The sequence below is a fragment of the Streptomyces sp. NPDC059010 genome (genome assembly GCF_042740355.1).
Classification (GTDB): Bacteria; Actinomycetota; Actinomycetes; order Streptomycetales; family Streptomycetaceae; genus Streptomyces.
In genome coordinates this window covers 1-22295 of sequence record NZ_JBHYJA010000045.1, presented here as the reverse complement: position 1 = coordinate 22295, position 22295 = coordinate 1, and the positions used below count along the sequence as shown (strand labels likewise).

Sequence of the window (22295 nt, the reverse complement as noted above, 5' to 3'; positions counted from 1 at the left end):
GGACTCGAAGGTCTCGAACGTCGCGAAGGCCTCGAAGGTGGCGAGCGGTTGGTGGAGGGTGAGTGCATGGGCGGTCGGCAGGTCCTGGCGGCGCGGCGACTGCTGGCCGGGGCGCTGGACGGTGAACTGCCCGAGCACGAACTGGCGGCCGCCGCCCGCTCGGCGGTCACCGAACTCGGTTCCCCCGACCGCCTGTTGGAGCTGATCGCCGAGCTCTCCTCCGGCGAGGGGAATCCGGAGGGCTGCGCACGGCTGTCGTACCGTCACGTCCTCGGCTTCGACAAGCTGCTGCTGATCGACGGCGGCCCGCGCCACATGCTGCGCGCACATGTGTGGCATCCGGGCGCGGGCGGGATCGGCGCGGAGGACATCCACAACCACCGTTCGCCGCTGGCGTCCTATGTCGTCAGTGGCCGGCTGGCGATGGAGTTGTACGAGGTCGACGAAGACGCCGATCGTATGGGGGCCGGCGGTATCCCGGCGGCCCGCTATGAGGAGTCGCTGGCGGAGCGGTCCGCGGACTGGGTGCTGAAGCCGGCCGGTCCGGCGCGGCTGCGGCTGACGCACACGGGGCAGTACGCGGCGGGCAGCTCGTACGCCCTGCCCGCGCACACCCTGCACCGGGCCTGGTGCGACACGGACGCGCCGACGGTGACGCTGTTCCTGGAGACGGGCGCCGAACGGCGGCGGCACACCGATGTGTTCACCGCGGCGGGCCCGCACCCGGGGGCGGTGGCGAAGGTGCCGCTGGAGGTGCCGGACTATCTGGACGCGTTGCGTGAACTGGCGGAGCGACTCAGGGTTTTGTGACGGCTCGCGGTGCCCTGCCCGTCCGGCGGCCGAGTGCGCCGGACGGGCGGGGTCGGCCCCGGGTTACGGGAGTTTCACGAACGGTGCCAGGAAGGCACGGGCGCCGGGGGTGTCCAAGCGGTACGTCACGTTCGTCGCGTAGCACGGGGTGTCCCCGGTGATCGTCGTGGCGGCCAGTACGTTCCGGCCGCCGATCACCGCGAAGTTGGGACCGCCCGAGTCGCCGTAGCAGGCACCGCCGTTGCCCTGCGGCGCGGTCATCGCCAGGCGCGCCCAGGAGTCGTTGAGGGCGTTGAAGGTGACGGGCGCCTTCATCCGGACGCCGCCACCGGGGTGGGTCTGCCCACCGGGGCCGTTGACGGCCTCCTGGGTGCCGTATCCGGCGACGAACCAGTCGGTGGCGTTCAGGCCCTGCGGTCCGAGTGCGCCGAGTTGGTTCGCGGTGGGCAGCGTGGCCGGGGTGAAGGTCCAGCGGGCCTTGACCTTCGTAGCGGGCAGTTCGATCACGGAGATGTCGTGGGTGTCGGACGCCGGTCCCGGGAAGCCGGGGTGGCTGTGTGCGGTGCCCTGGACGGCGACGGCCCTCGCCTGGGCGGCCGGATCACCGGGGTACTTCTTGGCGGCGGCGTCGAGCCCGGCCTGCACGTCCTGGTCCAGGGACACGTAGAACTTCACGTTGTCGGGCCAGTCGGTGGTGCAGTGCGCGGCGGTCAGGAAGGTGTCCGCGTCGATCATGGTGCCGGAGCAGACCCAGTCGACCCGGTCCGGGGTCGCGGGATCGCCGTCGTTGTCCCACGTGGCCACGAGCGCGCCGACCTCGGTGCGTTCGGGGGCGGGTGTCGCGTTGTACGAGTTGATGGCCGAGGACGGCAGCGCCGTGGCGAGCACGGCCGCACAGGCCGCCGCGGTGACGGCGGTGGCGCGTATGGCTGACAAAAGAACAGACCCTTCTGCAGGTGAGCTTGGGTGTTCTCCTGTGGGGGGGGTGCGCCAAGTGAAACGTCTGGGGAGGGCTGCGACAAGAGCGTGCCCGCTGCTCCAGGGTTTTCCCTATGCGTTCCCTGTCAGATCTCGGTGAAGGCCTGGCTCACGATGTCGAGGTTGTACGCGTCGATCTCCACGCTGGTCAGCTCGGACCGGCGCAGCCACCGCGCGTCCTGATCCGCCTCAGGGAGGGTGACACCTTCGGACAAGGCCCTGACCAGGAAGTTCTCCTGCCAGTTCTTGATCTCGTGCCCTCGGTAGTCACTGACGAAGGAGGACTCGCCGACCTTGCGGACGACCTCGCCGAGCAGTCCGGTCTCTTCCTTCAGCTCCCGCAGCGCGCCGTCCTCGGCACTCTCACCGGGCTCCAGCTTCCCGCAGGGAACTCCCCACACACGCGGCAGGAAGCGCTCCTTCTCACTGCGGCGCACCAGAAGCACCCGCTGCTTGTCGTCCATCACGACGGCGGCCGCCAGTCGCCTGTCGCCGGGGATGTCCATGGCCATGGTTCCTCGGTCCCTCGCCGGTGATGAGTCCAAAGGGTCTGATACCCGGGAAAGAGTCAACGGTAACAGGAACCTACGGACCCTCGCTGTGAGTCACGTCGCCCCGGCGGCTCAGCGCATCCACGGCACCGTATGACGGGACGTCGCCGCCCGGTGTCCGCCCCTCTCTGATGTCCACGGCCGTCTCCAGCGCCGCGCCCAGCGCCCGCCGGTAGAGCAGCGAGCCGAGGCTGACGCGGCGGACGCCGAGGTCGGCGAGGTGGGGGAGGGTGGGTCCGGCCGGTGTGTAGAGGATGTTGAGGGGGACGTCGAGCCGGCTCACCAGGGCGGCGATGTCCCGGGGTTCGGTGAGCCCGGGGACGAACAACCCGTCGGCGCCCGCCTGCTGATAGGCGTCGAGGCGTTCCAGCGTCTCGCCCGTCCCGGCGCCGTCGCCCAACCAGTACGTGTCCGTGCGGGCGTTGACGAAGAGGCCGGGTGCCGCCGCCTTGACTGCGGCGATCTTGGCGGCGTGCAGCGCGCGGGAACCGAGCCGGTCCTCCAGGTTGATGCCGATGGCTCCGACGGCGGCGAGTTCCCGGGCGAACTCCCCCACCTCGTCCGGATCCTCGCTGTAGCCGTCCTCGGCGTCGACGGAGAGCAGATACGGCTCCGAGCCGAGGGTGAGGGTGAGCCGGAGCGTCTCGTCGCGGGTGTCCGACGTCCCGTCGGGCAGTCCGGCCGCCGCGGCGGCCCCGAGGCTGGTCGTGCCGATGGCGGGGAAGCCCTGCGCGGCGAGCATCCTGGCCGAGGCGTGGTCCCAGGCGTTGGGCAGGAGGAGGGGCTCGTCTGCGTGGTGGAGGTCGGCGAATGCGGTCACTGCAGTTCTCCTACGGCGTCGGCGTAGTACGTCGATCCTTCGAGGTGCCGGGCGAGTTCGCGGAAGCTCCATCCGTCGCCGGGCGAGTGGTCGAGCTGGTCGTCGGTGAGCGCGTCGAGCCGGTTCGCCCAGATGCGGGCGAGCCGGGTCAGCCTGCTGCGGGCCTCGTCCAGGTCCTGCCGGGTGAAGGGTGCGAGGTCCGCCTCGGTGGTGACGGCGGAGGCGTGCCAGTGGTCGGGTTGCGGGGTCTCGCCGGCCAGCCGGGCCTCCAGCTCGGCCAGGTGGTCGATGAGGTGGTCGGCGACTCGGCGGATCGCCTTGTGCGGGGTGTAGACGCGGTCGTCGATGCGGGCGGGCGTGCCGTCCCAGTCGGGCCAGGACGCGGCCAGGGCGAGGACGTGGTCGACCATGGCGGTGACGGCTTCGGCGGGGGTCCTCGGAACGGTCTCCGCAGGGCCCCCGCGGACGGCTTCGACGGCGGTGTCGCGGGCGGCTTCGGTCATACGCGAAACGCTAGGCCCGGGTCGTTTCGGTACCGGCCGAAGTGTCTCTGGCGCCGACCGAAGTGATGTGGGTGCCGACCGACGTGATGAGGGCGCCTGCCGAAGTGATGAGGGCGCCGGTCGAAGTGATGAGGGCGCCGGTCGAAGTGATCCGGCCCACACTCTGTGAAACTTCAGCAACTTTCCCGCCGCCCGGGCGGCGACCGGGGTGCATGACTTCCGCAAGACACACGACCTCCGCTGCCGGCAAGGCCGCCCACCGCCGGGCCCACGCGGCACGCAAGCCCCTCATCGCGGGCGTGGCCGCCACCGCCGCTCTGGTCGGCGCCTGGTACGCCAGCGCCGGTGCGGCCACCAGCACCGCGCCGAACCTCTCCCCGACGACCACCACGGTGAGCCTGTCGGCCAAGTTCCCCTACCAGTCGGCGGGGTACAACAACGCCCGCGAATGGACGCGTACGGCGACGGCGGTCGCCCCGGACGGCAGCCTGCGGGTGGCCTGGCCCGCCTCGGACGGCATCCACGTCACGCCGCTGACCGCCGCCGGCAAGCGCTCGGGCGCGGACACGGTCGTCAAGGGCACCAAGGAGGTCGGCGGCCTCGTCGCGCACAACGACGGCTTCGCGCTGCTGACCCGGGTCGCCGACACCAACAAGTGGAAGGAGACGGCTGCCGCGATCGTCCGCTACACCAACGGCAGGCAGACCTTCCGCACCAAGCTGACCGGCACGGCCTCGCACGACACCTCCCCGACTCTCGACGGCCAGCTCACCTGGAACGGCACCAAGTACGGCGCGTACTTCGTGGTGCACGGCGCGGGCGGGTTCGCCGACGGGCACTTCGGCGACAAGTTGGCGTACATCAGCGCCAAGGGCGCCAAGCTGGGCGGCGGCTGGGGCTGGGGATGCAGCCACAACGAGGGCATCGCCCTGCACGCCGAGAAGACCGGCGCCTTCACCTCCCTCTGCTTCGACGACTGGCGCTCGGGCCTGTTCGTGTCGACGGGGATCGGCGCACCCGACGTCGCCCCGGTCGTGCAGCGCGAGCAGTGCTGGGCGGGCTACTGCGGCGGCACGTTCGCCGGCCGTACCGGTGACATCGTCAAGTCGTCGACGGGCCGCTATGTGACCGCGTTCGCCTCCCGGGGCGCCGCGTCGGCCAGGAAGAACCCCGCCGACTCCTCCGGCCGCGGCTGGACGGTCACCCCGAGGACCAGCAACCACCAGGTGGCCGTCGCCTTCCTCAAGAACCGCAACTCCGGCCCCGGAAAGGCCATTCACCTCTCCAACACCAAGGGCACGGAGCACGTCAACGTGCGCATCGCGCCGTACGGCAAGGACCGGCTGCTGCTGTCCTGGGAGTCGCTGAAGAACGCCAAGTGCAAGGCCGGCACCTGCACCGGCACCTTCGCGGGCACGAGCCTGCGGCTCATCGACTGGAACGGCCGGTTCAAGAGCGCCACGAAGGTCGTCGGCACCCGTATCACCGGTGACATCGCGGTCCAGAAGGACGGCACGCTGGCCTGGGCGTCCGTGCCCGTCACCCCGTCGTACGCGACGCCACTGAACGGCGCGTCCCCGACCACGACGACCCTGAAGATCGCCCGCCTGAAGCCCTGAACCCTGTCGGCCCCCGCGCCCGCGTACTGTTGCGACGATCATCATCGCGACGACAACACGCGGGGGTCACATGACCATTCACCGACCGGGGCTTGCGGAGGACCTTCCGCCGGGTGAGGAGCTGTGGGCGCGGTGGGCGCTGCTCGCCGCCGTCAAGGCGACCACCGACCAGGAAGAGCGACCGAGCGTGCACCGGACCGGCCACTGGATCGACGAGGAGGGCCTGCACTGGGACGACGCCGGCTGCACCTGGTGGATCATGTCCAGGATGGGCGAGGGCCGGTTCGTGCTCTACGGCGAGGACGAGTCGAGCGGCGTGAAGTGGCACGAGCCGCCCATCGACATGCTGGCGGGCGGCCCCGCCTGGCTGCCCTACGCGGAGCTGCACGACCGGCTCGAAGGGTACGAACTCGGCTGTGTCTACTGGTACGAGAACGGATCCTGGAGCCGGGCGCCCTACCCCGACAGCCTCGATGACGACGGCCTGGACTGCGGCATGAGCGACTTCGTCGACCGTGACCGCCTGCTGGAGGAGCTGGTACTCCGCATCGACGACACGGCGACCGGCCCTGGCGCGGACAGCCTCCTGGCCGACGCGGAAGCACACCGGCTGGACGCACAGCTGCTGCTGGAACGGCTGCGCTCCCATGCCGACGGTGACCCTCTGGACCCGGCGGCCGTTGCCAGGGCACTCGACCGCGCGGGCATCACGGCGCACGAGGTCAGTCGCTAGGACCTGTCGCCCGCACTTCGACGCCCTCGCCGTCCGACAGTCGCACGCGGACCGCACGCCCGTCGTCCCAGCGGACCTGGATTGCGCCGCAGTCGTCCACGCCCACGGTCACCAGCTCGTCCAGCGGTGCCGGTTCCGGCTCGGCCGTGAGGCGGGCGAGGGCGACGAAGAGTGTGGCTGCGTCGCCGGTGACGCCGGTGAGTTCGCGGCTCAGGCCAGCGGCGGGTCGGATCTCGGCACGCACACCGTCCCGGCAGGCCCATCCGGTGACCCGCACCGGGGTCCCCGGCTCCGCCCCCGCCACCAGATGGGCCCGCACCTCGACGGCCCCGTGCACGAGCACCACACTGGTGACCCGCACGCCGTCCCCGACCGAGTGCCGTGAGGCCACCCAGCCCTCCCCCACCCCGAGCGGCACGATGTCCGTACGGCTCGGGTCGGCGCCGACGATCACGCTGTTGTCGTACGAGGGTGAGGGCGCCGTCGCCGTCGAGTAGGCGAGGCGGGTGTAGTACGGGTCGTAGCGGACGTCCTCGCTGCCGTGGTTGTGGAGGCGGACCAGGCCGTCCGAACTCGTTGACTGCAGAAGCCAGTTGGGCGCCGTGATGGCGGTGACCGCGTCCGGGCGCTCGGCGGGGGCGGGTTCCTCGGCGGAGGTCCACACCTCGTGGTCGGCCGGGAGGAGCAGGCCGAGGAAGCCCTTGCTCGCCCAGTACGGGGAGGCAGGGCCCGAATAGCCTTGCAGGACCGTCTCGTCGGGGCCGTGCCAGCCGAGGGTCAGCAGGCCGTTGGTGTCGATCGCGCCGCGCTCCAGGAAGTACTTCAGCGCGCCGGAGGCCAGTCGGCGGGTCTCCCCCGGCGGCAGCGGCGTGCGGCCCGTCAGGGCGCCCAGCCACAGGGGGGCCGTCGTCGCGAAGCGGTAGGTCAGGGAGCGGCCCTGGTGCAGGGGGGCGCCGTCGCCGCCGAACAGTCGGGCGTAGTCCTCCAGGTGGCGGGAGAGCCGGCCGCCGTAGAGGTCGAGGAGCCGTTCGTCCTGGGCGAGCCAGGCGTGCAGCACCGGGTAGAGGTGCATCGCCCAGCCGTTGTAGTAGTCGTACTTGCGGCCGTCGCCGTCCGTGTACCAGCCGTCGCCGACGTACCAGTCCTCGATACGCTCCAGCCCTCGGTCGATCGCCTTGCCGGACGCCTCGGCCCCGTGTCCGATCTCCTGGAGGAAGCCGCCCACCGTCACCGGGAACAACTCCCAGTTGCAGGGCCAGGCTTCGGCGGTCAGCGCGTCCCCGAGCCAGGCCGCCGCGCGCTGCCGTACGCCGTCGTCCAGGCGGTCCCAGAGCAGGGGCCGGGTCAGGCGCAGCGCGAGCGCGATCGAGGCCGCCTCGACGAGTGGCTGGCTGCGGTGCTCGATGCGGGGCCAGACACCCGAGACGCCGGCCGCGAGACCGTCGGCGTAGCGTTCCAGCGCCGTCTCGTCCCGGCGGAAGGCCGCCAGGAGCAACGTACGGGCGTAGCCCTCCAGGCCGTCGGAGAGGCGGCCGGACCAGCTCTCGCGGTCGCCGGGGAAGTGGTAGAGGGCGCGGTCCTCGGTGGCGTACGGCTCGACGGCGGCGAGCAGGGCGTCGGCGGCCGCCTCCCAGTGGGCGCGGGTGTAGCCGGTGTGCGGGCTGAGGGAGTGGTTGTCGGGCGGCAGGTGCATGGTTCTCTTTCCGACTCGAACAGGGGTCAGACCTGGGGCGCCCCGGTTCCGGTCGGGGCGCCCCAGGGGTTCATCCCACCCTCAGCGAGCCCTTCGGCACCAGATGCCGGGCAACGAGTTCGTCGCGGACCAGGTCCGCGTAGACCGTGGCGCCGTGCACCGAGGTGTGGGTGTTGTCCCGCTTCTCGTTGTAGAGGTACAGGACCTTGGACGCCTCCACGCCGAGCGACTCCACCAGGGTCTTGGTCTTCGCGGTGAGGTCGATGAGGGGGACGTCGTGGGCGGCGGCGACCGAGCGGATCACGGCGGGGTGGTTCACGCCCAGGCCGTTGACGAGCAGGGCGGTGTTGTTGTCGAGTGTGCCGTCGGCGTTGAACCAGCGGCGCACGATGGGGGTGACGAGGACCGGCTCGCCGCCCTTCTCGCGGACGCCCGCCACCAGGGTCTCCAGATTCGCGCGGTACGTCGCCTCGTCGGTCGTCTTGTCGTTGTGGGCGAGCTGGATCAGGACCAGGTCGCCGGGGCGGATCAGCGGCTGGACGGTGGCCCAGAGGCGGGAGTCGGCGAGGTAGCTGACCGTGCTCTCGCCGGAGTCGGCGTGGTTCGCGACGGACAGGCCCTTGCGGAGGTACCGCGGGAGCTGCTGGCCCCAGCCGGAGTACGGGTCGCCGGGCTGGTCGCAGACGGTGGAGTCGCCGACGAGGAGGATCTGGCGGGTATGCCGGGCCGGGGTGACCTTGATGCCGGCGAGTGCGGGGGCGGAGCCGCCCAGGACGAGGTCCAGGCCGGGGGTGCCGTCGGCGCCCGTGGGCTCGCCCTCCGGGGTGCGGACGTTCACGGTGAAGCTGCGGACGACATGCTCGCCTGCGGGGGCGGCCGTCTCGGGGAGCAGGGACCGTCGGGTCTCGCCGCTGACACTCGTGCTGGACGCCGACTCACCGCCCAGGAGGACCTGGACGTCGTAGGTGCCGGGCGGGACGTCGAAGTGGCAGGCGGTGGCGGTGCAGTTGGCGCGGGCCTGAGCCGGTGCCGCCGTCAGCACGGTACCCAAGGTGGTGGCCGCCACCAGTGCGGCGACGCTGAAACGTCTCATGCGCGACTCCTCGCTCGGCTGAACCCGGCATGCGCATGGACCGTACCCGGTTGGACAAGCGCTTTCTAGATTGTCGCCGCAATTCGCTGAACTGCCCAGTACAAGCTTGCACAAGCCCTTTCGCGAAATCGATTCAACTGTCACCCTGCACAACACCCGCACCCCACGCTCCGAAGGAGGCACCCCCCATGTCCGGATCCCACGGCAGATCCGTTCGCCGCCGCACCTTCGTCCTCGGCGCCACGGCCGCCGCCGGCACGGTCGCCCTCGCCGGCACGGCGCGCGCCGCGGCGTTCGGCTGGAGCGACGACGGCTCGAACTACGTCGTCGACACCGGCGCCAACCTCGTCTTCAAGGTCAGCAAGTCCAACGGCGACCTGACCTCGCTGGTCTACCGGGGCACGGAGTACCAGGGCTACGGCGGCATGAACTCGCACATCGAGTCCGGCCTCGGCTCGTCCACCGTGTCCGTCAAGCAGTCCGGCACGACGATCCTGATCTCGGTCGCCTACGGCACGCTGCGGCACTACTACGCGGCCCGCAGCGGCGAGAACAACATCTACCTGTGGACCGACAAGGCCGACACGTCCGTCTCGGCGACCCGCTACATCCTGCGCGTGAAGAAGGGCCTGTTCCTCAACGACGAGCCCGACTCCTACACGTACACGAACAGCACCATCGAGGCCTCGGACGTGTTCGCGAAGTCCGACGGCCAGACCCGCTCGAAGCACTACTCGAAGCGGCGCGTGATGGACTACGACTACCTCGGCTGGTCCGGCGGCGGCGTCGGTCTGTGGATCGTGCGCAGCAACCATGAGAAGGCCTCCGGCGGCCCCTTCTACCGCTCCCTGCTGCGCCACCAGAGCGCGGACGGCGGCGGCCTGTACGAGATCCTGTACTACGGCCAGAACCAGACCGAGGCCCAGCGCTTCGGCCTCCAGGGCCCGTACGTCATCGCCCTCACCGACGGCGGCGCGCCCTCCTCGTCCCTGTTCCCGGGCACCCTCACGACCTCGTGGGCGGATTCGCTCGGCATGTCCGGCTACGTCGGCGCGAGCGGGCGCGGCAAGGTGGCCGGGGTGGGGATCTCCGGGCGGAACCCGGCGTACCCGTACACGGTCGGAATCGCCAACTCGGCGGCACAGTACTGGAGTTCGGCGCGGTCGTCGGACGGCTTCTTCTCGATCGGGGGTGTGCTGCCGGGGACGTACACCCTCACGGTCTTCAAGGGCGAACTCGCCGTGTACACGGGGTCGGTGACGGTGACCGCCGGTGGTACGACCACCCTGAACACGATCGCCATCCCCTCCTCGAACGACCCGGGCAACGCCTCCGCGATCTGGCGGATCGGCGACTGGAACGGCACGCCGAGCGGCTTCAAGAACGCCGATCTGATGACGTACGCGCATCCGTCCGACGTCCGGGCCGCCGCCTGGACCGGCAATGTGGTGATCGGCAACGGCGAGACGGCGGCCTTCCCCTGCTACCTCTGGAAGGACGTCAACAGCGGGATCCTGGTGTACTTCAAGCTGACGGCGGCGCAGGCGGCGGCCGCGCACACGCTGCGGATCGGGGTGACGACGGCGTACGCCAACGGCCGCCCCCAGGTCACGGTCAACGACGCCTGGACGTCCGCGATCCCCTCCCCGCCCACCCAGCCGAGCACCCGGTCGCTGACCAACGGTTCATACCGGGGCAACAACCACACGTTCACGTACAGCGTGCCGGCGTCCGCCTGGAAGACGGACACCGGCCAGTACAACGTGCTGCGGATCGACGTGGTGAGCGGTTCGGGGACGACGGGCTATCTCAGCGCGGGCACGGCGATCGACGCGATCGACCTGCTGGCCTGACGGCGAGTCATGTTCCGCGCGTCCACTGCTGGTTGGTTCCGCCGGTGCAGGTGTAGGTGATGATCGCGGCGGAGTTGGCGGTGGACGCGCCGTTCACGTCCAGGCACTCACCGGTGGCGCGGGACTTGATGTTCACGTAGGAGCCGGTGGTGGTGAGCGACCACTGCTGGCCGGTCGCCGAGGCGTTGCAGTTCTCCTGGGTGACCGTGCTCGCGTTCTCCTGGACGCACAGGGAGCTGTGCCGGGTGACCAGCTGGTAGTAGCCGCTGCCGACGGACTTGAACCAGTACTTCTGGTTGCCGCCGCCGTTGCAGTCGTACTGCTTGATCTGGGCGCCGGGGAACTGCGACTGGTCGGTGACGTCGGCGCAGCGGCTGCTGTGCCGGGCGACGAGGGTGTTGTACGTGGCACTCGTCCCGCTGACCGCGCCGGTGGCCGTGTCGATGGTGACCTCCGGGGACCAGGACATGGACATCGTGGTCGAGGAGGGGAAGGTCAGCGGCAGCCAGACGTAGCGGGAGTCGTTGACGGTGCCGCCGAAGGAGTTGCCCCAGCGGTCGCCCAGGTAGAGGTACGAAGTGGTCGAAGTGCCCTGTACCGGCAGGACGTAGGCGGTCTGCGAGCCGTAGGCCGTGGAGTCGCCGACGTTCTTCATCGCGGTCCACGGGCCGGCGAGGCTGGTGGCGGTGGCGTACTGCTGCTGGTTGGGGCTCCAGCCGGTGGCGCCCGAGGTCAGCATGAAGTAGACGCCGTTCCGCTTGAACAGGGCGGGGGCCTCGCGGTGGCCGCCGTGCCAGGGGTCGGCGACCAGGGCGGCGATGCCTGTGTAGTCGTTGGTCAGGCGGTAGATCTGGAGGTCGTAGTTCTCACGGGCGGCGGAGACCATGTAGCCGGTGCCGTCGGTGTCGACGAACACCGTGATGTCGCGGGACATGTGCTGGCCGAGCGGGCGGAAGCTGCCCTGCCAGGTGTAGTTGCCGTCCACCGTGTCCGATACGGCGACGGCGGCGCGGGCCTCGCTGTAGTCGGTGCCGTTCTCCTTGTGCATCCACATGACGAACTTGCCGGTGGCGGCGTTGTACATGACCTTCGGACGCTCGATGTTGGCGGTGGCCAGCTCGGCCGCGCTGGACTGGGTCAGGACGTGGTTCCTGAACTCCCAGTTCTTCAGGTCGGTGGAGCGGTAGGCGTCCACGTAGCGGAAGGTGTTGTCGGCGTTGCGGTGCTCGCCGAACCAGTAGTAGTACGAGCCGACCTTGATGACACCGCCGCCGTGGGCGTGCACCGGGCTGCCCGAAGTGCCGGTGAACTGCGTGCCGTTGGTGACGGTCTGGGCTGCCGCCTGGGCGGGACCGGCGGTGGCCAGGGCGCCGGCCAGGGCCAGACAGAGGGCGAGCACAACCGCGTACACACGTCTCATGTCACGCACTCTCCTTCACGGTGTCCGCCACGGGTATGCCGAAGTCCGGGGTGCCGTCCGGGTTCCAGCCGAGTTTCTGGACGCGGGTGTGACGGTTGGGGTCGTTCAGCGGGTCGCCGGTGATCTCCTTGTACTGGCGGGCGTGGTAGACGAGGACGTCGCTGCGGCCGTCCTCGGCGACGGTGAAGCAGTTGTGGCCGGGGCCGTACTGCTTGGTGGTGTCGTTGCTGGTGAAGACCGGGGTCGGGGACTTGGACCAACTGGCCGGGTCCATCAGGTCGGCGTCGGCGTCGACGGTCAGCAGGCCCAGGCAGTAGTGCCAGTCGGTGGCGGACGCCGAGTAGGACATGAACAGGCGGCCGTTGCGGGCGATGACGGACGGCCCCTCGTTGACCTTGAACCCGATGCGCTCCCAGTCGTACTCCGGGGTGGTGAGCCGGACCTGAGGGCCGGTCAGGGTCCAGGGGTTCGCCATCTTGGACAGGAAGATGCCGGTGTTGTTGTCCATGCCGGGCTCGTGCTGGGCCCAGGCGAGGTAGCGGCTGCCCCGGTGGGTGAAGGTGGTGGCGTCGAGGGAGAACGTCTCCCAGGCCGTCTTCAACTGGCCCTTCTCCACCCAGGTTCCCTTGAAGGGATCGCGACCGGAGTTCTCCAGCACCCAGATGCGGATCTTCCACACGTCCTCGGCGGGGGCCGCGGCGAAGTAGATGTACCACTTGCCGCCGATGCGGTGGATCTCCGGCGCCCAGATGTGCGCACCCATGTCACCGGTCGCGTGCTTGGTCCAGATGACCGACTCGGCGGCGGTCGCGAGGCCGGCGAGGGTGCGGGAGCGGCGCAGGATGATGCGGTCGTACTCCGGGGCCGTGGCGGTGAAGTAGTAGAAACCGTCTGCATGACGGTGGATGTGCGGGTCGGCGCGGTTGCGGACGAGCGGGTTCGCATACGGGGCCGCCTTCGGCGGGGCGGCATGGGCGACGCCGGGGAGGGCCGAGGCGGCACCGAGGGCGCCGGCGGCCGCGGCACCCTTCAACAGCAGTCTGCGGCTGGGGACTTCGGGCAGGTCGTGTTCGCGGCTCATACGGACTGCCTCTCGGGGCTCTGAGGGGGGAAGTGTTCGAAATAACGGACATGATCTGTCATTCCGAACGCCGAAAAGGTAAGCGTGTGACACCTGGAGGTCAACGGGTTCGACGAGACGGAGAGAGCGCTTTCCCCCGAAGCGCGATTTTCTGTTATCGGCCGCCTCCCGCCCCGTCTCCGATGGTGTGCGCAGCCTTACCCAAACGACAGCAGCGGCCGCCGGCGCCCTCGTGGCCGTCGCCGCCCTGACCGTGGCCGCTCCCCCGGCGGCCGCCGCCACCCGGGACGTGACCACCGACGTGCTCGCGGGCCGGGACGTGACGCTCAGCGGCGACACGGTGGTCACCATGCCCTCGGGGACGACGACGTACGACGGCGTCCTCCGCGGCGAGGGAACACTCACCGTGCGCGGCACCGGCACGCTGATCCTGACCAGGGACAGCGACTTCACCCTGCCCAAGTCCCGGCAGCGGCAGAAGGTGAGCGTCCTGGGCGGCAACCATCCGTACGTCACGACGGCCGACGCGGACCCGCCCGCGATCACGGTCGCACGCGGCGCGACCCTGCAGTACGGCAACGGGGGCACGGCCGGCCTGATCGGGCACTTCCCCTACAACACCCCGGCGTTCCGGCTCAACCAGAACAACATCCGGGTCGACGGCACCCTGCGCCTCTCCCTGAAGAGCGCCTACAACCTGGGCACGATCAGCGGTTCCGGCCTGATCACCCAGCCGCGCTTCCTCTGGGGCACCTGGGACCTGTCGGGCAGCCACTCCTTCTCCGGCGTCATCGACAACGGCACACAGGTCAACGCCGGACGGCCGGAGTTCGCGACGTCGCTGCCGAACCTGCGCAAGGTCCTCAACCAGGGCACATGGACCGTGGACACGCCGCTCGGCCGGACCGTCACCATGGGCATGGACTTCTACCAGCGCGAGTACGGCAGCGACATCAACGTCCAGTCCCGGCCGGGCGGCAAGGTCGTCCTCACCGGCCAGTACAGCTGGTCCGACCAGGGCGGCGACACCAACCCCTCGCTCAGCGACCCCGCCCTGAACTGGACGCCCGCGCGCAAGAACGTCAACAAGCGCGGCACCAACATCAAGGGCGCCGACGTCCAGTGGGGCGACGGCACCACGCACAAGATCTTCATGCCGGGCACGGCCGAGACGGTGTACATCAACCTGCTGGCGGCGAGGTCCCGTTCGCTCCTGACGTTCGACTACAACGGCCCGGTGACGCTGGGCGCCCCCATCGGCGGTGGCCGGTACCACGACACGCTCGCCGCGCCCGGCGCCGGGGACATCGTCATCAAGGGAACCAAGGGCAACGACGTCACCTTCGCGGCCGTGCAGTACTACGACGGCTCCACGACGGTCGAGAAGGGCGCCGTGCTGCGCCTGGGCACCGGCAAGTCGGGCGGCGACGGCGGGCTCTACACACAGGGCGGGCTCCACAAGGTCGTCAACGACGGCTCCCTGGTCCTGAACAACACACGCAAGGCCCTGTCCCTGCCCCGGATCAGCGGCAGCGGTTCACTCACGCAGTCGGGGTCCGCGACGACGACCCTGACGGGGAGCGCGGTGACGTACACGGGCGCGACGACGGTGAAGAAGGGGACCCTCGCTCTGCGCGGCGGCGCGACCCTGGCGCACAGCAGGGCGATCCGGCTGACATCGGCGAACTCCCGCCTGGACGTGGGCGCTTCGGTGCTGCGCGTGGCTGCGGGGAAGTCACTGACCGGCAAGGGCACGGTCGAGGGAGCGGTGACGAACGGCGGCGTGGTGGCGAGCGGGCCGACCGTGTCCGGCGATTACACGCAGTCGGCGAAGGGCGAACTGGTCCTGCGCGGCGCTCCGTTGAGGGTCACGGGCGAGGTCCGCCTGGTCGGCGACCTGGACCTGGCGTCCGTCGCCACGACGACGAAGCCCGCCCGGAAGATCACCGTCATCGACCACAAGGGCCGGGCGAAGACGACCGGCACCTTCACCGGCCTCAAGGAGGGCGAGAAGCTCCAACTGAACTACACCACCTACCGGATCAGCTACCGGGGCGGCGACGGCAACGACGTCACCCTCACCGCCGACACCGACCCCGCCTCCACCGCCTCCGCCCACGCCCGCACCCCGGCCGACACCCTCGCCTCCCCCGACACCCCCACCGCGAGCACCGCCGCCAACGGCCTCGGCTGGTGGCCGTACGTCCTGGCCGCAGGGCTGCTCGTCGGGCTCGCGGTGCCGGCGACGCGGCTCGGGCGGGGACGGGGGCGGGGCCAGGGACGGCGCGGGGGCGGGCGGCACGCCGCGTAGGGTCATCGGGCGCTCTACGTTCCCTGCGTTTCCTGCGTTTCCTGCGTGAGCGTCTTCGTAGTCTCCCGCCGTCCGCGCAGCCACACGTACACCGGGATGCCCGCGAACAGGAACAGCACGCCCTGATAGACGGCCGCGTAGCCGGCGCCCGCGATCAGCCAGAAGGAGAAGGCGAAGGAGAGGGCGGCGACGATCAGGTCGCGGACCAGACCGGCCGGACGGACGCGTTCGCGGGTGCCCCGGGCCAGCCAGTACAGCTGGGCGGCGGCCGACAGCAGGTACGGGACGCAGCCGGTGAACGTCGTGATGAGGACGAGGACACGGAACGTGGTGTCCGGGCCCGCCGTGTAGTTGAGGGCGATCAGGATCGTGCCGAGGACGGCCACCGCCCACACACCGAAGCCGGGCACGCCGCCCTTTCCGACCTTCGCGAACGGCGCCGGGAAGAGTCCGTCGCGGGCGGCGGCGTACGGCATCTGCGCGGCGAGCAGGATCCAGCCGTTGAGGCAGCCGGTGATCGAGGCGACGGCGACCAGCGCGATGACGGTTCCGCCCCAGGTCCCGCCAGTGATCGCGTTCACGGCGTCGGCGAACGGGGCGCCGGAGTCGACCAGTCGGTCGTGCGGGACCAGCCCGAAGACGGCGACCGTGCCGAGGATGTAGACGAGCGCGGAGGCAAGTGTGCCGAAGACGCTAGCGCGACCGACGTTGCGCTCCGGGTCCTCGACCTCGCCCGCGCTGACGGCGGCCGACTCGACGCCGAGGAAGCTGTACAGGAGCAGTGCGGCCGCGGCGGCGACCGCGCCGGTCGTGCTGCCGCCGGAGGCGTTGAACGGGCCGAAGTTGTCGGCGTCGACGAAGAACAGGCCGATACCGGCGACGAGGAGGAGCGGCACGAACTTCAGGACCGTCGAGACCACCTGGACCGTGCCGACCCAGCGCGTCCCGGCGAAGTTCGCGGCGGCCGGCAGCCACAGCGCGGCGAGGGCGACGACCGCTTCCAGGGCGTGGTTGCCGTGCAGGGGTATCAGGACGTCGACGTAACCGACGACCGCCGTGGCGAGGGCGGCGATGCTGACCCAGCACATCGTCCAGTACGACCACGCCGACAGGAAGCCCGCGAACTCGCCGAACGCGTCGCGCGGGTACACGTACAGTCCGCCGGTGACCGGGCTGCGCCGGGCCAGCCTGCCGAAGAGCAGGGCGAGCAGTACGGCGGCCACGGACAGGATGCCGAAGGCGAGCAGGCTGACCGTGCCGTACGGGGCGACGGCGGCGGGCAGTGCGAAGATGCCGCCGCCGATGATGTTGCCCATGACGAGGGCGGTGGCGGCGGCCAGGCCGAAGGTGCGGCGGCGGGGGGCGGCGGGGTTCACCTCGGGCTCGGTCGCCTCGGGCGTGCTGGTGGCGGTCATGGCGGTTCCCGGGAGATGGGGTAGGGACGGGGATGGGGATTGGGGATGAGATAGGGACGGGGAGGAGCGTGATCGTATCCCGCCGTCCCACATCGTGGTCCATCTGTTCACAAGCTGGACACAGTGCGAGTGGGAGTGGGGCTCGGCAGGAGCTACCGTCGACCACATGACCAGCAACATCACCCTCGCCGAAGCCCTCGCCGCCGGGACCGTCGTGCTCGACGGCGGTATGTCCAACCAGTTGGAGTCCGCCGGGCACGATCTGAGTGACGAGCTCTGGTCGGCGCGGCTGCTCGCCGAGCGGCCCGAGGCGATCACCGAGGCGCATCTCGCCTACTTCCGGGCGGGGGCGGACGTGGCGATCACGTCCAGCTACCAGGCCACCTTCGAGGGGTTCGCGAAGCGCGGCATCGGTCAGGAACGTGCGGCCGAACTCCTCGCCCTGAGCGTCGAGCTGGCGCGCGAGGCGGCTCGGCGGGCGCGGGCCGGGGGTGTCGCACGGCCGCTGTGGGTGGCCGCGTCGGTCGGTCCGTACGGGGCGATGCTCGCGGACGGCTCCGAGTACCGGGGGCGGTACGGGCTGAGCGTGGCCGAGCTGGAGCGCTTCCACCGGCCCCGCCTTGAGGTGCTGGCCGGGGCCCGGCCCGACGTGCTGGCCCTGGAGACCGTGCCGGACGCCGACGAGGCCGCGGCGCTGTTGCGGGCGGTGCGCGGGCTCGGGGTTCCGGCCTGGCTGTCGTACTCCGTCGCCGGTGACCGCACCCGGGCGGGGCAGCCGCTGGAGGACGCCTTCACCCTCGCCGCCGACGCCGACGACGTGATCGCCGTCGGCGTGAACTGCTGCGCGCCGGAGGACGTCGAGGGCGCCGTCGAGACCGCCGCCCGCGTCACGGGCAAGCCCGTCGTCGTCTACCCCAACAGCGGCGAGTCCTGGAACGCCGAGGCCCGGGCCTGGGACGGGCGTTCCTCCTTCGCCGCCGAGCAGGTGCGGGGGTGGCGGGAGTCCGGGGCTCGGCTGATCGGGGGGTGCTGTCGGGTGGGGCCGGAAGGGATCGGTTCCATCGCCCGTACGTTGGCGGAGGTGCGGTAGCCGGGGAGGCGTCTGGTCGGTTTCCGGTCACCGCTGGTAACACCCGCCGCCGTTCTCGAACGATGATCGGTTACTCTTGCCGCGCCGCCGCGTGACGATCGCCGACCGGTTCCCTCGGGGCCGCGGATCGCCCGGCGAGCATCACCGACACCTGCTTCAAGTCACGTGACGCGCCCGTCCGCCCGTCTCGTAGGACGCATGTGTCGCGAGCGCGTGAAGGAGACAGCGATGGCGGACCGAACGCCCGACACCGACGTCCTCGACCAGGACGACCCGCCTACGGACTCCTCCGGTACGGAACCCGAACCGGGCACGGACTCGCAGGCGGAGAGCAGCGGGCAGTCGCCCGACGAGCCGACGTCGGAGACGGAGACGGAATCGGAGTCGGAGACGGAGACGGAGTCGGCAGAGGCTGCGGAGCAGGAGTCCGCAGAGGCTGCGGAGTCTGCCGAGGCCGCGGAAGTCGTGGAGACGGCGGAGGCGGTGGAATCGGCGGACGAGTCGGGTGAGTCGGAGACCCCGGAGGAGCCGCAGGAGGAGACGCCGGAAGAGGCACCGGAGTCGGAGCCGCAGGCGAAGGACACCCCCGTCGCATCAGCTCAGGAACCCGACGAGCCGAAGGACCCTGCCGGCGAACCGGCGGAGGAGGCGGAGACCGGAGACGAGGCCGAGGAGTCGGAAGAGGCGGCGGACGAGGAGGCCGCGGACGAGTCGGAAGAGTCGGACGAGGCCGAAGCGGATACCGAAGCGGATACCGAGGCCGACGAAACCCCGACTCAGAACGCCGAGACGGTCGCCGACGACGCCCCGGACGTCGAGGACGCGAAGGACGCCGAAGACGCCGAAGACGAGGACGCCGACACCGCACCCGACGAGAGTACCGAAGCGGACCCCGAGCCCGAACCCGAGGAAGCCCCCACCGCAGAGGAGAAGGTGGAGGACGCTCAGCCCGCCACCGCCACCGCCACCGCGCCTACCCCTACCCCTGCCCCCGCCCTTGCCCTGGCCCCCACCCTCGACCCTGCCCTCCGCAGGATCAATATCCGGTCACCTCGCACCGCCCTCCTGGCGGCACTCCTCGCCACGCTCCTCGCAGTGGGCGTCCTCGTCGTCCAGCTGCTCCGCCCGCTGCCCGAACCGACCCTCGCCGTCGACGCGAAGGAGTCGTCGTTCACCGTCGGCGGGGGCGAGTTCACCATGCCGTGGCCCGAGGAGGGGCAGGGTGCGGTGATGGTCGTGGGCACGGGGACCATCGGGACGTTCGGGGAGCAGAAGCCCGTCCCGACGGCGAGCGTCGCCAAGATCATGACGGCGTACGTGATCCTCCGCGAGCACCCCCTCAAGAGGGACGCGCCGGGCCCGCGCATCACGGTCGACGCCCGGACCGTGAAGGAGGGCGAGGCCAAGGACGAGTCCCGGATCGTGGGGCTACAGGTCGGCCAGACGTTCGACCTTCAGGACATGCTGAAGATGCTGATGATCCCGTCGGGCAACAACGTGGCCCGGCTGCTGGCCCGTTGGAACACCAAGACCGAGGACGAGTCCGCGTTCGTGCGGAAGATGAACGAGGCCGCCAGGTCGCTCGGCATGAAGAACACCACGTACACCGACCCCAGCGGCCTGGACAAGGGCACCGTCAGCACGGCCGTCGACCAGCTCAGGCTGGCCGAGGCGGTCATGAAGTTCGAGTCCTTCCGCGCGGTCGTCTCCATGACCTACGCCGACATACCCGGGGTCGGACGCATCCACAACAACAACTACCCGCTGATCTCGGCCGGACTGAGCGTCCGGGGCATCAAGACCGGCTCCAACACCCCCGCGGGGGGCACGCTGTCCTGGGCGGCGTACAAGACCCTCGACGGCGAGGACCGGCTGATCCTGGGCACGATGATGGACCAGCACGCCACGGGGCCTGACCCCAACGGCTCGACCAGCCTCCAGCTGGTGCTGGACAACAGCGAGAAGGTCGTCAAGGCGGTCCGGGAGGCGCTCACCTCGGCGACGGTGGTGAAGAAGGGCCAGGTCGTCGGGCATGTCGACGACGGTCTCGGCGGCCGTACGCCGGTCGTGGCGACGAAGGACCTGAAGGTGATCGGGATACCGGGGCAGAAGCTGACGGTGACCTTCCGCGACAGGGACAAGTCCCTCGCGGGCAGGGCGAAGGCCGGGACCGTGGTCGGTGAGCTGGCGCTCGGCGGCGGTGTCGCGGAGGCGCTGAGCGTGCCGGTGGCGCTGAAGTCGGGGCTCGCGGAACCGTCTCTCGGAACGAAGCTGACCCGGATCGGCTGAGGGCTGCACCCCGCCGACCACCACCGTTCGCCGCTGATCACCAACGCAGATGGCTCCCCCCTTGAGGGTGGGAGCCATCTGCGTCATCAGGCCCTCTCGACCGCCGAACCCGGGCCGGTCCCGACCAACCGGTCCCGACCGACCGGACCAGGCAGACCGGACCAGGCAGACCGGACCAGACCGGATCAGTTCTCCAGTACGGCCTTCATCACATCCCGCGCGATGGGAGCGGCCAGGCTGCCGCCGGAGATGTCCTCACGCGAGATGTCCATGGCGGTCGGGTCGATGAAGACGGCCACGGCGACGGACTCGCCGTCGTCCTTGATGCCGTACGAGACGAACCAGCCGTAGGGAACCTGGTCGCGCACATCCACGCCGCGCTGGGCCGTTCCGGTCTTGCCGCCCACCGTGATGCCCTCGATGAGGGCCCTGCGGGCGCTGCCCTCGGCGGCGGTGTGCTCCATCATCTCCCGGACCTTCTCGGCCGTGGACTCGGAGACGGCCTGGCTCATGACCTCGGGCTTGTGCTCCTCCAGGGCACTCAGATCGGGGGACCGCAACTGGTCGACGATGTAGGGCTGCATGACCTTGCCGTCGTTCACCATCGCGGCCGTGATCATGGCCATCTGCAGCGGCGTACTGGTGAGACTGCCCTGGCCCATGCCGGTCAGCGCGGTACCGGGCTTGTCCAGGTCCCCGGGGTAGAGGCTCTTGCTGGCCCGCAGGTCACCGAAGTCGGAGGAGTAGACGTCCTCGTTGAAGCCGAACTTCTCCGCCGTCTCCCGCATCTTGTCCGCGCCCACCTTCACGGCCGCGTCGAGGAACACGTTGTTGCAGGAGTACTGCATGGCGGTCTTCAGCGATGCCTTGTTGCACACGGCGTCCCCGGCCTCGCTGCCGATCTTGTTGGTCGACTGGGGCAGGGGATACGGCGATTGAGCGTCCGAGGCCGCGTCGACGTCGGTCACCACGCCGTGCTCCAGCGCCGCCGCCGCGGTGAGGATCTTGAAGGTCGAGCCGGGCGGGAACGTTTCCCGCAGTGCGCGATTGGCCAGCGGCTTGCCCTTGTCGGCACCGAGCGCCTTGAACCTGTCGCTCTCCTTGAGGGAGTTGCCGGCGAACTGCGCGGGGTCGTAGGACGGTGTCGAGACGAGGGCGAGCACCTTCCCCGTCTTCGGGTCCAGCGCCACCACCGAGCCGCGGGCGTCGAGCTTGGTGAGGCCCTTGTATCCGGCCTCCTGCGCCTTGGGGTCGATCGTCGTGATGACGTCGCCGCCCCGCCTCTGCTTTCCGGTGACGACGTCCGTGAAGCGCTCGAACGCCAGCCGGTCGTCCTGGCCGCTGAGCACGCTGTCGTAGGTGCTCTCCAGGAACGTCATCCCCATGGCCTGGGAGGCGTATCCGGTGACTGGCGCGTACATGGGGCCGTTCTTGTAGGTGCGTTCGAACTTGAGGTCCGATCCGCCGGACTCCGCCGAGCCCGTGATCGATCGGGCGCCCACGATGATGTCGCCGCGAGGTACCGAGTACTGGTTGATCAGTACGCGTCGATTGTTGTCGTCGGTGGCTAGGGCGTCCGCCTTCATGTACTGGAGCCAGTTGGCCCGGATCAGCAGGGCGAGCATCAGCAACCCGCAGAAAATGGCTATGCGCCGCAGCGGCTTGTTCACGCGGTAGCACCCCCAGCGACCAGAATGCGTCTCATTGGCCGGAAGGCGTCGGCGACTGGCTGATGCCCTCGTGACAGCAGTAATTGGGCAAGAGTCGGAGTCGAAAGAACCATGCCAGTACTTTAGTTGAGCGAGTTGCCGTCTTCCGGGACCGATAAAAGGTGACTGGATATTGGGCTACGGATGGCTGTAGCGGTCACCTAGGCTCGCCGTCGAAGCGACCCTTTGTATCTGGTTTGTATCTGACGACGGCACAGCAAAGGGACCACGTGTGACCAATATCCCTGAGACGGGCCGGACGCCGCGCGTCCAGATCCGGCTCGTTGTCATTCAAGTCCTGGTCCTCTCTCTGCTGGGCACGCTGGG

At 70.0% G+C, this 22295-nt stretch carries 17 protein-coding genes; 7 read left to right on the top strand and 10 right to left on the bottom strand.

Features of this window, described 5'->3' with window-relative positions; translation table 11 throughout:
* Positions 1-66 precede the first annotated feature (66 nt).
* Positions 67-810, top strand: coding sequence for a hypothetical protein (locus ACFWYS_RS36260; RefSeq protein ID WP_384778376.1), 744 nt, complete (start codon positions 67-69; stop codon positions 808-810).
* Positions 811-873: 63 nt separating this feature from the next.
* On the opposite strand, the gene ACFWYS_RS36255 is transcribed toward ACFWYS_RS36260, so the two are convergent.
* The 4 genes from ACFWYS_RS36255 to ACFWYS_RS36240 form a co-directional block, all read right to left on the bottom strand.
* Positions 874-1746: a trypsin-like serine protease gene (locus tag ACFWYS_RS36255; RefSeq protein WP_384778373.1), complete on the bottom strand. Its 873-nt coding sequence runs from the start codon at positions 1744-1746 to the stop codon at positions 874-876.
* Between the two features lie 128 nt (positions 1747-1874).
* A complete protein-coding gene (locus ACFWYS_RS36250) occupies positions 1875-2300 on the bottom strand; it encodes an NUDIX hydrolase (RefSeq protein ID WP_384778370.1) in 426 nt (141 codons plus the stop codon).
* A gap of 73 nt (positions 2301-2373) precedes the next feature.
* Positions 2374-3159: an isocitrate lyase/phosphoenolpyruvate mutase family protein gene (locus ACFWYS_RS36245; RefSeq protein WP_384778367.1), complete on the bottom strand. Its 786-nt coding sequence runs from the start codon at positions 3157-3159 to the stop codon at positions 2374-2376.
* On the bottom strand, positions 3156-3662 hold the full coding sequence (locus ACFWYS_RS36240; RefSeq protein ID WP_384778364.1) for a hypothetical protein: 507 nt from the start codon (positions 3660-3662) through the stop codon (positions 3156-3158). The genes ACFWYS_RS36245 and ACFWYS_RS36240 overlap by 4 nt, the downstream gene beginning before the upstream one ends.
* A gap of 212 nt (positions 3663-3874) precedes the next feature.
* On the opposite strand from ACFWYS_RS36240, the gene ACFWYS_RS36235 reads away from it, so the two are divergent.
* Together ACFWYS_RS36235 and ACFWYS_RS36230 are read left to right on the top strand one after the other, a co-directional pair.
* Complete coding sequence (locus ACFWYS_RS36235) at positions 3875-5281, top strand: hypothetical protein (protein ID WP_384778361.1); 1407 nt, start codon at positions 3875-3877, stop codon at positions 5279-5281.
* 70 nt (positions 5282-5351) lie between these two features.
* On the top strand, positions 5352-6014 hold the full coding sequence (locus tag ACFWYS_RS36230) for a hypothetical protein (protein ID WP_384778358.1): 663 nt from the start codon (positions 5352-5354) through the stop codon (positions 6012-6014).
* Here ACFWYS_RS36230 and ACFWYS_RS36225 read toward each other — a convergent pair.
* Entirely contained in the window at positions 6004-7707 is a 1704-nt protein-coding gene (locus tag ACFWYS_RS36225; protein ID WP_384778355.1) for a DUF2264 domain-containing protein, read from the bottom strand. The two genes, ACFWYS_RS36230 and ACFWYS_RS36225, sit on opposite strands and share 11 nt — an antisense overlap.
* Positions 7708-7777: 70 nt before the next feature.
* Entirely contained in the window at positions 7778-8800 is a 1023-nt protein-coding gene (locus ACFWYS_RS36220) for a rhamnogalacturonan acetylesterase (protein ID WP_384778352.1), read from the bottom strand.
* Between the two features lie 188 nt (positions 8801-8988).
* Between ACFWYS_RS36220 and ACFWYS_RS36215 the strand changes: the two genes are divergently transcribed.
* Complete coding sequence (locus ACFWYS_RS36215; RefSeq protein ID WP_384778349.1) at positions 8989-10653, top strand: rhamnogalacturonan lyase B N-terminal domain-containing protein; 1665 nt, start codon at positions 8989-8991, stop codon at positions 10651-10653.
* 7 nt (positions 10654-10660) lie between these two features.
* On the opposite strand, the gene ACFWYS_RS36210 is transcribed toward ACFWYS_RS36215, so the two are convergent.
* Together ACFWYS_RS36210 and ACFWYS_RS36205 are read right to left on the bottom strand one after the other, a co-directional pair.
* The gene (locus tag ACFWYS_RS36210) at positions 10661-12073 is read right to left on the bottom strand and encodes an RICIN domain-containing protein (RefSeq protein WP_384778346.1); all 1413 of its coding nucleotides are present in this window, start codon (positions 12071-12073) and stop codon (positions 10661-10663) included.
* 1 nt (position 12074) lies between these two features.
* Positions 12075-13154, bottom strand: a complete 1080-nt coding sequence (locus ACFWYS_RS36205; RefSeq protein WP_384778343.1) for a family 43 glycosylhydrolase — start codon at positions 13152-13154, stop codon at positions 12075-12077.
* Positions 13155-13341: 187 nt separating this feature from the next.
* On the opposite strand from ACFWYS_RS36205, the gene ACFWYS_RS36200 reads away from it, so the two are divergent.
* On the top strand, positions 13342-15465 hold the full coding sequence (locus ACFWYS_RS36200; RefSeq protein WP_384778340.1) for an autotransporter-associated beta strand repeat-containing protein: 2124 nt from the start codon (positions 13342-13344) through the stop codon (positions 15463-15465).
* Positions 15466-15479: 14 nt separating this feature from the next.
* Here the strand turns inward: ACFWYS_RS36200 and ACFWYS_RS36195 are convergent, their stop codons facing one another.
* Entirely contained in the window at positions 15480-16880 is a 1401-nt protein-coding gene (locus tag ACFWYS_RS36195) for an amino acid permease (protein ID WP_384778337.1), read from the bottom strand.
* 166 nt (positions 16881-17046) lie between these two features.
* Here ACFWYS_RS36195 and mmuM point away from each other — a divergent pair, with 166 nt between their 5' ends.
* Positions 17047-17970, top strand: a complete 924-nt coding sequence (gene mmuM / locus ACFWYS_RS36190) for a homocysteine S-methyltransferase (RefSeq protein WP_384778334.1) — start codon at positions 17047-17049, stop codon at positions 17968-17970.
* A 228-nt stretch (positions 17971-18198) separates the two neighbouring features.
* Positions 18199-20259 (top strand): D-alanyl-D-alanine carboxypeptidase family protein, encoded by a 2061-nt coding sequence (locus ACFWYS_RS36185; protein WP_384778331.1) that lies wholly within the window; start codon positions 18199-18201, stop codon positions 20257-20259.
* 185 nt (positions 20260-20444) lie between these two features.
* On the opposite strand, the gene ACFWYS_RS36180 is transcribed toward ACFWYS_RS36185, so the two are convergent.
* Complete coding sequence (locus ACFWYS_RS36180; protein WP_384778328.1) at positions 20445-21929, bottom strand: peptidoglycan D,D-transpeptidase FtsI family protein; 1485 nt, start codon at positions 21927-21929, stop codon at positions 20445-20447.
* Positions 21930-22295: the final 366 nt, after the last annotated feature.

Coding starts and splice junctions, on each gene's coding strand:
- ACFWYS_RS36260 (WP_384778376.1), top strand. CDS start 67: ATGGGCGGTCGGCAGGTCCTGGCGGCGCGGCGACTGCTGGCCGGGGCG.
- ACFWYS_RS36250 (WP_384778370.1), bottom strand. CDS start 2,300: ATGGCCATGGACATCCCCGGCGACAGGCGACTGGCGGCCGCCGTCGTG.
- ACFWYS_RS36240 (WP_384778364.1), bottom strand. CDS start 3,662: ATGACCGAAGCCGCCCGCGACACCGCCGTCGAAGCCGTCCGCGGGGGC.
- ACFWYS_RS36235 (WP_384778361.1), top strand. CDS start 3,875: ATGACTTCCGCAAGACACACGACCTCCGCTGCCGGCAAGGCCGCCCAC.
- ACFWYS_RS36230 (WP_384778358.1), top strand. CDS start 5,352: ATGACCATTCACCGACCGGGGCTTGCGGAGGACCTTCCGCCGGGTGAG.
- ACFWYS_RS36225 (WP_384778355.1), bottom strand. CDS start 7,707: ATGCACCTGCCGCCCGACAACCACTCCCTCAGCCCGCACACCGGCTAC.
- ACFWYS_RS36220 (WP_384778352.1), bottom strand. CDS start 8,800: ATGAGACGTTTCAGCGTCGCCGCACTGGTGGCGGCCACCACCTTGGGT.
- ACFWYS_RS36215 (WP_384778349.1), top strand. CDS start 8,989: ATGTCCGGATCCCACGGCAGATCCGTTCGCCGCCGCACCTTCGTCCTC.
- ACFWYS_RS36210 (WP_384778346.1), bottom strand. CDS start 12,073: ATGAGACGTGTGTACGCGGTTGTGCTCGCCCTCTGTCTGGCCCTGGCC.
- ACFWYS_RS36205 (WP_384778343.1), bottom strand. CDS start 13,154: ATGAGCCGCGAACACGACCTGCCCGAAGTCCCCAGCCGCAGACTGCTG.
- ACFWYS_RS36195 (WP_384778337.1), bottom strand. CDS start 16,880: ATGACCGCCACCAGCACGCCCGAGGCGACCGAGCCCGAGGTGAACCCC.
- mmuM (WP_384778334.1), top strand. CDS start 17,047: ATGACCAGCAACATCACCCTCGCCGAAGCCCTCGCCGCCGGGACCGTC.
- ACFWYS_RS36185 (WP_384778331.1), top strand. CDS start 18,199: ATGGCGGACCGAACGCCCGACACCGACGTCCTCGACCAGGACGACCCG.